General features: G+C 50.4%; 9 protein-coding genes and 1 pseudogene. 2 read left to right on the top strand and 8 right to left on the bottom strand.

The window, feature by feature from the left end; translation table 11 throughout:
- Nucleotides 1–232: 232 nt before the first annotated feature.
- A complete protein-coding gene (rlmD, locus tag AC2215_RS06985) occupies nt 233–1666 on the bottom strand; it encodes a 23S rRNA (uracil(1939)-C(5))-methyltransferase RlmD (protein WP_486809245.1) in 1434 nt (477 codons plus the stop codon).
- Between the two features lie 154 nt (nt 1667–1820).
- Here rlmD and AC2215_RS06980 point away from each other — a divergent pair, with 154 nt between their 5' ends.
- Nucleotides 1821–2306: an allophycocyanin gene (locus tag AC2215_RS06980; RefSeq protein WP_486809244.1), complete on the top strand. Its 486-nt coding sequence runs from the start codon at nt 1821–1823 to the stop codon at nt 2304–2306.
- Nucleotides 2307–2431: 125 nt separating this feature from the next.
- On the opposite strand, the gene hpsP is transcribed toward AC2215_RS06980, so the two are convergent.
- From hpsP to AC2215_RS06955, 5 genes are all read right to left on the bottom strand, one after another.
- Nucleotides 2432–3625, bottom strand: a complete 1194-nt coding sequence (hpsP, locus tag AC2215_RS06975; protein ID WP_486809243.1) for a hormogonium polysaccharide biosynthesis glycosyltransferase HpsP — start codon at nt 3623–3625, stop codon at nt 2432–2434.
- A gap of 217 nt (nt 3626–3842) precedes the next feature.
- A complete protein-coding gene (gene thrC, locus AC2215_RS06970; RefSeq protein WP_486809242.1) occupies nt 3843–4952 on the bottom strand; it encodes a threonine synthase in 1110 nt (369 codons plus the stop codon).
- Between the two features lie 836 nt (nt 4953–5788).
- Nucleotides 5789–7228: an S-layer homology domain-containing protein gene (locus AC2215_RS06965; RefSeq protein ID WP_486809241.1), complete on the bottom strand. Its 1440-nt coding sequence runs from the start codon at nt 7226–7228 to the stop codon at nt 5789–5791.
- Between the two features lie 84 nt (nt 7229–7312).
- Nucleotides 7313–7963, bottom strand: coding sequence for a hypothetical protein (locus AC2215_RS06960; RefSeq protein WP_486809240.1), 651 nt, complete (start codon nt 7961–7963; stop codon nt 7313–7315).
- Between the two features lie 122 nt (nt 7964–8085).
- The gene (locus AC2215_RS06955; RefSeq protein WP_486809239.1) at nt 8086–9144 is read right to left on the bottom strand and encodes a clostripain-related cysteine peptidase; all 1059 of its coding nucleotides are present in this window, start codon (nt 9142–9144) and stop codon (nt 8086–8088) included.
- A 175-nt stretch (nt 9145–9319) separates the two neighbouring features.
- Between AC2215_RS06955 and AC2215_RS06950 the strand changes: the two genes are divergently transcribed.
- Entirely contained in the window at nt 9320–9700 is a 381-nt protein-coding gene (locus AC2215_RS06950) for a hypothetical protein (protein WP_486809238.1), read from the top strand.
- A 373-nt stretch (nt 9701–10073) separates the two neighbouring features.
- On the opposite strand, the pseudogene lepB reads toward AC2215_RS06950, so the two are convergent.
- Together lepB and crtH are read right to left on the bottom strand one after the other, a co-directional pair.
- Nucleotides 10074–10250: pseudogene (lepB, locus tag AC2215_RS06945) on the bottom strand (signal peptidase I); the annotation flags it as partial.
- Nucleotides 10251–10502: 252 nt separating this feature from the next.
- Nucleotides 10503–12044: a carotenoid isomerase gene (crtH, locus tag AC2215_RS06940; RefSeq protein ID WP_486809237.1), complete on the bottom strand. Its 1542-nt coding sequence runs from the start codon at nt 12042–12044 to the stop codon at nt 10503–10505.
- Nucleotides 12045–12307: the final 263 nt, after the last annotated feature.

The raw sequence follows: 12307 nt of genomic DNA, 5'->3' as shown, positions 1-12307 counted from the left end.
CGGAACGATCGCCATCAAAGATTGAGGGAACATTAAGAATCTAAAATCTAAAATCACGCCTAATCTCAACGATCTAAAACCCTAGATGTGGAAGGGGAATGGGGAATGGAGAACGGGAAATGGAAAGTACTTATTTCTTCGATCGTGTCGATCGACTGCGGGGGAAGCAAAGCGGAGGGGTTACGCTATCAAATCCAAAATCTAAAATCTAAAATCCAAAATCTAAAATTCCTCACTCACATCGTTCCAAAAAAGCCACACATTCAACATGAGCTGTTTGGGGAAAGAAATCTGCCAGTTTAACCTTGCGCACTTGATAGATTTCTCCTTGGCACAGTAACTTCAAATCGCGAGCGAGGGTGGCAGGTTTGCAGCTAATATAGGCAATGCGCTGGGGTCGCAGTTGCCGCAGAGAATCGATAACCGAGCGATCGCAGCCGCTACGGGGCGGATCGAGTAACACGCGCTCGATGGGAGCGTCCGTCGCAATTTTGCCATCTAGAGATCGTTCCTCTAAATAGCTCGCAAGCCAAGTTTTCACCTTCCCTTGGTAAAACGTGACATTCTCGATTCCGTTGAGGGTGGCGTTTTGCTGCGCCTGTTCTACCGCAGAGGGCTGACTTTCCAAACCGATCGCCCGTCGCACTCGTTTAGCCAGAGGTAAGGTAAACGTACCGATGCCGCAGTAGGCATCGAGCAAGACCTCATCCCCCTGCAGTTGCCATTCATCGATAATCACCTGTAAGAGGGATTCGGCCGTTTCGGTATTTACCTGAAAAAAGGTATCCGATCGCAGTTGAAACGTCAGATCGCCAAACTGTTCGTGCAAATAGGGTCGTCCGGCGATACAGTGCGTCTGGGAACCCAAAATCCGATTGGTGCGATCGCTGTTGATATTCAAACACACTCCCACCAACTCAGGATAGCGTTCCATCCATTGGGTGGCTTGTTCTTCAAGTCCGGACTGTTTTTGAGATCGACTCACCAGGGTTAGCAAGATTTCCCCGGTGCGACGACCGATTCGTAGGGAAAGATGGCGGAGTTTGCCCTGATTTTCGGCTTCGTTATAAATCGACCATCCCCGAGTCTCAATATCTTGTTTGACTTGGGCGAGTAAGGGATCGAGTCGCGAGTCTTGCACCGGACATTGATTGAGGTTAACGAGTTTGTGGGAGCCTTTTTGATAGTATCCCGCCTGCACCCGTCCTTGGCTCGATCTGGCGAAAGGGTAGGTCACTTTGTTGCGATAACCCAGTTCTTCGCTCGAGACTGGCAGGGGATCGACGGGGGGATCGCTCAAACCGCCGATGCGGGTGAGGGTTTGCGTGACTTGGTGGTATTTGGCTTGGAGTTGGTAATCGTAGCGAATCTGCTGCCACTGACAGCCCCCGCACTTATCGGCGACGATGCAATGGGGTCGCTGTCGGTGGGGAGATGCTTCGAGCAGTTCGTGGAGTTTGCCGCGGGCATATTGGCGTTTGACCCGCACCAGGCGAACTAAAGCGCGATCGCCCGGTACGGTATCGGGAACGAAGACAACGCGATCGTGCGAGCGACCGACTCCATCTCCGGTATCGGTTAAATCTTCAATAGCGACTTCGAGAATTTGACCCTGCTGCCAAAATTCTGTTGATTCTGGGGGGATCGAAGAGTTGGAGACCTGCATGAGTTTCGTTCTGGCTCCTAAAGTCGCTAAACTACTTAATGGAAGGGCGAGATCGTTCGGATCGATCCCCATCGGTTGTTGGAAACTCGATTGGAAAGTCGATCGCCGAATGCCTGTGCCCCTACAATAGTATCTTCAAATACTTCCAATAATTATGAGTGTCGTTAGTCAAGTTATCCTAAAAGCCGATGACGAGCTGCGCTATCCCAGTCAGGGGGAACTGCGCAGCATCGAGTCTTTCATGCAAACTGGCGCGCAACGGTTGCAGATTGTTGAAACCCTTGCTGAAAACGAGAAGAAAATCGTCGACAAAGCCAGTCAAGAACTATGGCGGAAGCGTCCGGAATATATTGCCCCCGGCGGCAATGCTTTCGGTCAGAAGGAACGGGCACAGTGCCTGAGAGACTACGGTTGGTATTTGCGGTTGGTGACCTACGGTCTTTTGGCTGGAGATAAGGAACCCATCGAAACCATCGGTCTCATCGGCGCGCGGGAAATGTATAATGCCCTGGGCGTTCCCATGCCGGGAATGGTGGAAGCCATGCGGTGTTTGAAAGCTGCATCTTTGGCGCTGCTCGGTGCTGATGATGTTGCCGTTGCCGCTCCCTATTTTGATTACATCATTCAGGGAATGTCCTAACCCACAATCTTCTGTGGGGGCGCGCCCATTTGGGGAAGAATGCCCGGACTCAACTCCAGGTATCGTTTCTAAATACGCGCGCCCTTCGAGGATATAAAACGACACCCGGGAGACGCATTTGCCAATTACGGGTTTTGCGCTTCAAGGAGCGATTGATACGCTGCCACGGTCTTGCGCGCGATCGCATCCCAACTGTAATGTTCGATGGCATACCTTCGGGCATGACTTCCCCGCCGCTGGCATTCTTCGGGGTTTTCGAGAGCGGATTGGAGTATCCCGGCCACGGACTCGACATCGCAAGACCCCACCCAACCGGATTCCGATTGGCTCACTTCGCCGCAGATATGCACCCGATCGGAAATCGCCACTGCCGTCCGGGCAACCATCGCTTCGGCAACGGCAATGCCAAAGTTTTCGTAATAGGATGGCAGCACGAACACATCCGCTTGCCGCAACAGCGCGGATTTCAAATCTCCGGTGACAAAACCAACGATCGCTGTAGATTTCGCCAGGGGAGAGGCTGCGATCGTCTGTTGGATTCGAGCTTCGTATTCCGGGTCTTGGGGATTGCTACCCGCGAGGATAAATTGAAACTCGAACCCCTGACTGAGTAATTTTTCGAGAGCGGGAATCAGTAAATCCAGACCTTTTTTCGGTTCGATGCGCGAGAGAAAGAGAATCCAGGGTCGATCGAATTTGAGATTGGGTAGATGGGATTTAAGAGTGTCGAGGGGGTCGGATTCTTCGGGAGGGGTGACACCGAGGGGAATGACTAAATCTCGAGTGGTTGCCCCAAAGCGATCGGAAATTTCCGCTTCTCGAGCGGCGGTAAAATGAAGGGCGGCGGCTCCAGCGATGTTCCCTTTTTCCAAAAGCGTGGCGTAAAGCTGTTTGAGTTGTTTCTTTTTTTGCAAGTCTGCGGGATCGAGAGTGCCCAGGGGACGCAGAATGTAGGGTAAGTTGCGCTGCCGCGCTACCCATGCCGCCGCACTGCTGACGGGGGAAAACAGGGCGTGGATGTGGGCGAGATCGTATTCCGGTGCGTGTTGCCACAGCCAGCGCAGTAAATCGATCGAGAATTTATAGCGGCGGAAGGGAGAACAGCGAAAGTAGCGAACCTGATATCCTTGTTCGCAGACGGGGCGATCGAGGGGAACATCTAGGGGCGGCTGACCGATATCGCCGTTGGCATCGGTGGTGAGAATCGTGACATCGACCCCCTGTCGCGCCAATGCAGCAGAAAAACCCCGTACCATTTGGCTGGGGCCACCGTAGACGAGGGAAATCGCAGGGACGATTTGGAGAATTTTCAGGTTCATGGGGAATAGCTGCTGGAGTTGGACGCAATGAAATCGATCGAGCCGCTAACCCTGACTATTGATTCACCGAGCGCAATTGAGAGGCTCGCACGGTATTAATCTGGCGGTTGAAAAAAACACACCTCGTTTGAAAATCCGATAACTCTATTCTCAGTGTTGTCCTCAACTTTAACCCCGATCGAATCGAGAAAATACTCGTTGAAGATGGATGCAATCCCTAAAATCCCATCACTTTCGCCACATCTTCTAAGTTCGCCTCGATGCCCTGTTTGAACTGAGTTTGGCTGTGGGCGATCGCCGTATCGGGGTCTTTGAGACCGTTTCCGGTGAGAACGCACACCACTGTTGCCCCGGTGGGGACGCGATCTTTGACTTTCAGCAAACCGGCAACGGAGGCGGCACTGGCGGGTTCGCAGAAAATGCCCTCACCACCCAACAGGCGATAGGCGTGGAGAATTTCCTCGTCGGTGACGGCGGTAAACGACCCGTTGCTTTCCTTGGCAGCAGCGACGGCCCGATCCCAACTGGCGGGGTTACCGATGCGAATGGCGGTGGCGATGGTGTCGGGATTTTCCACGGGTTTGCCGTTGACGATGGGGGCAGCCCCGGCGGCTTGGAAGCCTTGCATCACCGGCAGGCGATCGCATTTTCCATGCTGGTGGTATTCCTGAAATCCCATCCAGTAGGCGGTAATATTACCGGCGTTCCCCACGGGGATGCACAGCCAATCGGGGGCGTTCCCCAGGGCATCGACGATTTCAAAGGCCCCGGTTTTTTGACCTTGCAATCGGTAGGGATTGACGGAGTTAACCACTGTAACGGGGTAGTTTTCTCCTAACTCCCGAACGATATCCAAAGCCCGATCGAAATTTCCGTTAATCGCCAGAACTTCCGCCCCGTAGACTAAAGCCTGGGCGAGTTTCCCCAAGGCCACGTAGCCGTCGGGAATAATGACGAACGCCCGCATTCCGCCCCGTTTGGCATAGGCGGCAGCGGCGGCGGAGGTATTGCCGGTACTGGCGCAAATCACCGCTTTGGCCCCGTCTTCCTTCGCTTTAGAAATCGCCATGGTCATCCCCCGGTCTTTGAAGCTGCCGGTAGGGTTGAGACCGTCGTACTTAATAAACACATTGACCTGCTTGCCAATTTCGCGGGCGATGCCGGGAACCTGAATCAGCGGCGTGTTCCCTTCGTGCAGGGTGACGACGGGGGTAGCATCGCTGACGGGAAGGTAGGGGCGATAGGTCTCGATCAAGCCGGGCCATCCTCGGTGAGTCAGGGACGCTGAGGCGGGATAGGGATCGATTCCAGGCAGACTAATGGTCATTCGATTCAGGAAGAACAGGTGTTAGATGGCGATCTTATCTGGGGTGTAACGGCCGAGCGCCTCAAGGGCAAAATACCTAGGCTCGCGATCGGGTTTGCATCAGATGAGAACCTGCCTTCAGTTTACCAAAGCTCGATCGCCTCCCCTAGGGTCAGTTTTGAGGAAAAGTAACCAAGAGGGAGGAAAAACTCCCTCGCAACAGATATCGATCGGGTTCGATCGATATTTTTGGATTTTTTTTTTAATCGCGCCATCCTAGACTTCATCTTTGATAAAGGGCATTCGACAGTCATCCCAACTCTAATAAATGCATCAAATGTTGCAGCAATTTCATAAGATCGGAGTACAATTAGTTTTTGATAATAACTAGGTAAAAATCACTAAAAAACTAGAGTATGTCAACATCCGTATCTGGCTTATCCAAATCTGATTCCCTTGTTAAATCTTCTCGTCCCGACCCGTCTCAATCTGAAACCCGCTTGATACAATCCGTCCGCGCTGTCTACCCAAAAGAGCGACAAATTGAGTTTCTGCACTTGCACGCAGAAATTGACACCCTTCTATTAGAGTTGAAAACGATTAAACAACTCCGCGAAGTCGAACGATCTCAAAAAGAAGCAGCATTGACTCACTAGGGAATCCCCCATTCCGACTTGGCGACAGATGGATGAAGCATTTAGACGTATCCAACATCAAGTATCCAAATGCTTCTCCCCAAGAAAAATGCTGCGTTGCCGCGAGTCAAGATATCAGAATATTCAAAAGCTAAGTTTGCGGCTTTTTAACCCAATAATCCCCCGTCTTGAAGATGGGGGATTCTGTTTTCACGACCGTTACTATTTATCCTCGACCGACTTGATGTCATTACTCCCGATAATGCCGTGGGTTTGCAGGGTATAGTACATTGCTGCCAGACGACGGGCTTGGTCGCGCCGCAGGGTTTGCCAGTTGTTGCGGAATCCCCCTGCTTCCAGCAGTCCGGTATCGGGATTGATGAAGCTATAGGACCGCGCTTCTAAAATCGCCTCTAGCCCCGAGTATCCGGAGTTGTAGGCCCGTTGCAGCCAGCCGATGTAGTGGGGAGTGGCCAGAGGGGCTTGGTTGGCTAAATCGACCCCGGCGACCAACTCCATCACCGAGAGTTCGATACCGTAGGCTTCGGCGGTTTGTTGCAGGGCGACGATATGGGGATACAGTCGTTGCAGTTGCAGCAAATCCGCTTCCTGGGGATTGCGCGCCCCGTGTTGGTAGCTGAAGGTTCCCAGGTTCCACTTGCCGTTACCGGGGTCGCGGTGTCCGCCGTAGTTGCCGGTGGGGCGGCCGTCTACGGTGCGGGTTCCCTCTGCCATGCCGATGGCAATCGAACCGGGGGTATCGGAGTTGGCAAACAAATCTGCCATGTCGTCAAAGGACATCGGTTCGATGGCTTGTCCTTCGGTATTGGCGGCGTCGAGTTCTTCGGCGACGGGATACATCGCCCCGCTACTCACCAATCCTTTATAAAGGAGGGCGGCAACATCGGCGCGGGTAGCATCGTGGTTGGGAAACAGCCAGGGGGTTTCCGGGTCGAGGGTGATGAGGTGATTGGCTAGGGCAATTTCAACACCTTTTTTGGCATATTTTGGAATTTGCGCGGCATCGCGAAAGGCGGTGGATTCGGTGCCTTTCATATCTGAGGTGGCCGCCAGATTCATCCCTTCGACGAGGGCAACCACCAACTCCACGCGGGACATGGGGCGGTTGGGATCGAATTTGGGTTGGGCTTCGGCTTTACTGGCTTTGAGTTTGGCGTTGGCGTTGGTTTCGTTAAAAGCCTGTCTCGCCCAGTGGCTGGCAGGCATTTGACCCAAATTGGTGAGTTGATAGGCGCAACTACCGGGAAAACTCTTTTCGAGTAACGTGGCTAAATCTTTCCAGGTAATGGCATCTTCGGGTTTGAAGGTTCCATCCTTGCGACCGCTAATAATGCCTTCGTCGGCGAGGGCTTCAATATAGTACTTTGCCCAGTGACCGTCTAAATCGCTGAAGGGGTCGGTGTTGCGGGCGGCTTCGAGGGGGGGAATCTCGGGGGGGGCGGTGGATTCGCGATAGCAAACGCAGGGATTGACCTGTTTGGTTGGCTCGCCCTCTGCCGAATCGACCTGACAACTTTCTCGGGCAATCTTGGAAACTTTGGATGCCGCGCCGACACCGACGCTCGTACTTGCGGCACTCGCGCTCATCATCAGGGGCGAAACGGCAAATAGGATGGAGAGAGTAGCCTTCGCAAAGGTCATAGGGCTTTCGATCGCTCGGATAAACGGACTTATTGTATCACTTCCTTTCTAAAACGTATTTTGTCCGGATAGGTTCCCCATCTTCTATTGACGGTTCCACTCGACCTTCACGGGCTTGATTTCTCGATCGTTGTATGCAACTAAATTCGCTTTGACTTGAGATCCCTGCCAGCGAATACCGGTGAGGTAATACTTGTAGTCTTTTCCATATTGAGTCTGGGCTGTTTCCAAAGCTTGAATGCCGGTCTCGCTGCGCCGGGTAAATTCCATGAAACCCGCTACGAGTAATATAAACGCGAACCCAAGGATAAAGAGCATTTTCGGATGAGTTAGACGATCGAATTTAAGGGTAGCTCGTCGAACGGATTCCGTTTGGAGTTGCATATAAACCCACAAACAAGCCGCGATCGCAACAATTTTGTGGAGAAGCCAGAGGGAAAGATTCACCGGTTCGAGGTTCCATTGAGTTGCCAAAAGTTGGGCAGGCTGTAAGGGAAGTACCAAGAGAGAGCCAACGAAGTAAGAGAGTAGTAAGGCAGTTGCCCCAATCACGAAGGGAACGGCACGCAGGTAGCCCCGAAGAAACATGACACCGACGATCGTTAAAATAATCGAGCTAGATGAATAGCTCTGACCTTCTGGTGGTCTGATATGGAAGAAATACACCAGATCGATAATACCCAGTGCGATTAGGAAAATGCCGACTCGCTTCAAAATAGACCGATAGTTTTTCATTCCTCATTATTGTTCTCTGAAATATAAAACCCATTGGCAATCGGTGAGTATTTCGATGGCTCGCGAACAAGTGAAACCGCCTCTCGAAAAACTGCCCACTCTAGAAAATCAGATCGGGATTATCAAATATATTTTTTCCGAAGAAGTTCCTGCCATAGAGTTAAGGACACAGGTGTTGAGTCGAAGATGGCATCAAAAAGTTCGATGAGCTTCAAATCGGTATAGGTTTGCCAATTTCGGTATCGATCGAGTTGTTGCCGGTGGGTCGGCACGAATAAACCCAGCCCCGATAGATTTTGGGCATTTTCCTGTGGATTGGGTAAATGGATCGTACTTTGCTCGATAAAATCGATGAAACGCTCTAAAGTTTCTCCCTCGGCATTGGACTGTGCGACGATCGCAGTGAAAAATTCGATCGCATCGGCTTGGAATTCATCGAAATAAGCGTAAGTGGGAATTCGATGCAGTTCGATATTTTCCAGGTTCGCTGCTAACACCGAATCAATTAAAGGCACGAGATAATCGTTGAGTTGGCAAAACCTCGAATTATCCGTCACCGTATAGCTGGCGTACATATTGCTGCGTTCGTATGCCTCAATTTTGCGCGCGACTTCCTCCCCAGAACTCTCTAGATTCTCCCCCAGCCATTGAAATAAGTTGGGGTAATAGTAGTTGGGTGCGCCGAGCAGTTTTTGGGACGATAGGGTGTACCGAGCAACCTCTGAAATCGTCGAATGAGCCTCGATAGTTCCTTTGTTGCAGTTTTGGAAGAAGAATAGCTCGATGCGATCGCCAATGCTTTGGTTAAATTCGAGAATTCGATCGGCAACACTTTGAATATTCATCCATTGAATAGAATTCCCATCGACTCCCGAATGTATATCGGGACTAATTTCATCGGTATTGCCACCATGTCCGAGAAAGACAATCGCCCAGTGTTTTGCTTCAAATTGCGATCGCGCCCAGGTTAAATACTCGGCAAAGGCATATTCGCTGGCACTATTAGAAATAGGAACTTCTTGGGTTTGCGTTTTATCCTGAGTGAGGATATATCGCTTTAGATTCGGGGTTTCTAAAAAATCCGCTTCAACGGCGACTAAGATATTCTTCGATCGAATCCCACTCGCGATCGCTTCGATTATTTCCGAGCCGAAACGAGATAAATCGTTATCGTAGGGCATCCAGTAAAGGAAAATCCAATCATAAATTTTGCGAGGTCTCTTTCTCTGACTAGAGTTCGGGTTTGATTGGGTCATAGAATGCGATCGAGAATTCAAAAACGATACACTGAAAGCGGTACTGCCTAAAGCGATCGATTGGAGAATCTGGCGACGTTTCATTATCTTTTGTTAAAAAATGAGTTCCTCCAACGACCCCCATTTATCGGAAAATCATCGAACCGAGCAAGTTCCAGCACTGTACGATCCGGAATCTGCGGCAATCGTTGCTTATTTTTTGACAACGGTGGCGGGTTCTTGGCTAATTTTGCAAAATTGGAGAACCCTGGGCGAAAGTCAAAAAATTAAAGATGGAAAATCTTGGTTGTATATTAGCTTAGGTGTCAACTCGATCGCCCTAATCGTTTTTTTTCAAGGCGGTGATGGTTTAATCCTTGGGAGTGCCTTGCGTCTCCTGGATTTACTCGTCTGGTATTTTGTCTGGCAAAAACAGCAAGTTCAATATATTAAAGAGCGCTGGGGAGATACTTATCCTCGAAAAAGTTGTCTGTGGGGATGACGTTTGTCTGAATGGGTTCGCCAGAGCTGAAGTGGAAATAAATTACTGAAATTGATGTCAATCAAATAAAATATTAGAAAAATAAATGTTTTGCCTCGATTTCAGGGAAAATTTGAGGCGCTTCTGCGCAAATCGAGCGACGAGTTTACAAGGGTTCCCCAAGCATGGTAGGATTTTGTCAAGTTTAAAGACATGCTTTGGTTTATAGCTGTATTCGCTTCACCGCTAAATCTTTGCCAAAGCCCTACTACAGCGAAGATAAGGGAAAAATGCGATCGCTCTTCCGGTCAAACTCTCCTTGCTCTCAAAACACAATTTTTTGAGTGAGTATTATTACAGGGATTGACAATATAAATGTTGTTTGTTTTTCGACTCAATTGACATTTCCTATCCGATTTAGCGGCCAAAATATTTTAGTGGCTTTCCCCACGATATATTCTCGGGGAATCGTGCCCCAGCAACGGCTATCGTAGCTATTGTTGCGATTATCTCCCATCACCAAATAAGAATTCGGCGGCACTGTTGCTTCCCACATATTTTGCTCTTCGCCTTCCCGTCGGGAAAAGAAGGAATCATGAGACGATCGCTCTTGCCCGACTTTACTCTCTCGTCTTTAATCGACCGCCAAAGCCAATATCCACAACCATCGTTCCCTCGATAACGACGTTTTGATTTGCACTCAAACACGCTCGATAAAACGATCGGGCAATTTCGGTAGTGGCAAATTTAAAGTGAAATCCCCGACTGCTCAAAAAAACATGTTCTGCAGAAAAACCTCTTTCTGGAACCACTTCCCCATTTCCTAAAATCCTAAATCCGTTGCCACCCGGTGGGCACAGGCAAACCCCGAAAATGCCACCGCATTCAATCCCTGTCCGGGGAACGTACTATCTCCCACGCAGTACAACCCCGGTATCGACGTACGATTGAAAGGCATTCCCAACAAGCCCTTCAGTTTGCGTTGGGGAATGGGACCGTAGGTTCCGTCCTCTCGTCCCAAAAAGCGGCGATGGGTGCGCGGAGTCCCCACTTCCATGTAGTCGAGTCCCGCATCCAATCCAGGGAAAATCGCCTCCAAGCGATCGATAATTTCCCAGGCGGCTTCTTCTTTTTTCGCCTCGTACTCCTGGGAAGATAGCCCCTGCCAGGTATCGATGGTGTAGGGGGTAAAGGAGTGGATGATGTGGTAGCCTTCTGGGGCGAGGTCGCCATCGAGTAGGGTGGGAATCGAGACGAAAATGGTTCCCCCGGAAGCTTCCATCTGTTGCCAATCTTCCAAAAGGATGTGGTGGCATTCCGTTCCTGGGGGCAATACCGACGCTTCTACCCCCAAATGCAAGCTTAAAAAACTGGGGGATTTTTGATAACGCTGCTGCCATCGCTTTTCCGACGGCGGCATTTTGTCTTGCGGTAGCAGTTTCTCGAAGGTATCCCAGCGAGTGCAGTTGGAAATCACCCGTTTTGCCCGATATTCTTCCCCAGAGGTCAGCTTCACCCCCACCGCGCGACGATTTTCGAGGATAATCTCTTTAACTTTGGCTTGGTAGCGAATTTCGCCCCCGGCGTTTTCCAAGCCTTCCGCCAGCTTCTGGGCAATTTGTCCCACACCGCCTTTGGGGTAGTTGATGCCGCCGTAGTGGCGATCGCTAAACACCATCCCAGCGTTAATCGCAGGCGTTAGTTCTGCGGGAACCACCGACCAACAGTAGCATTCAATATCGAGAAATTTCAATAATTCCGGGTCGCTGATATACCGACGGGCGATATCTCCGGCATTTTGGGGCAAATATTTCGCCAATCCCAAACAAGCGAGGGGATTTTGGAAAAAGACGCGCATCAAATAGCCAATTTCTTCGAGGGAAAGCAATTCCATCGAGTTCAGGCAGTTGAAGATGCGCCAGCATTCATCGTAGAATTTGCGAATCCCATCGAGTTCGTGGGGAAACTTATCTCCCAGTTCTTGCAAAAACTTCTCATAATCGCGATGGACTTTCACTTCCAAATCCTTGGGTAGGTGGTAGTGAATTTGCACCGGATCGGGAATGGTTTCGATACTGACATCAACTGCTTCTAGGGCGCGGGTGAGGAGGTTGGTGGTTCCCTTGTCGCCGAAACCAAAAATCATCGAAGCCCCCACATCGAAGCGATATCCCGATCGATCGAAATATCCCGCACTTCCCCCCGGAATTAAGTAGCTTTCGAGAACCAGCACCTTCACCCCTTTGCTGGCAAGCTGGGTGGCAGTTACGAGTCCCCCCATTCCCGAACCGATGACGATCGCATCGTATTCTCGCCCTTGACTGGGCGGGTTGAGAGGGGGTTGCACGGTCTTAGTTGAAGTCATTGAATCGATCGAATCTGGCTGTTGCTACAGGCTGCTGCTATACATTGTACGGCGCTCTTGATGCAAAAAAATTCAAAAAAAAATCGGAGTCGGCTTACCCATAAGCCAGACCCCGCCGATACGCCCTCCTGAATGTAGAGGAGAACACTGTTTCTTTGAGAGGAGAACACTGAAAATAACTATAGACTTATTGAAAAATAATGTCAACACTCTTGAAAGTATTTTTCAATTATTTTTTAGATTGATGGGGAATGGGGAATGGG

Source organism: Zarconia sp. (assembly GCF_057467645.1).
Note: the sequence above shows the minus strand (reverse complement) of the source record. Positions and strands in the feature narration are given on the sequence as shown.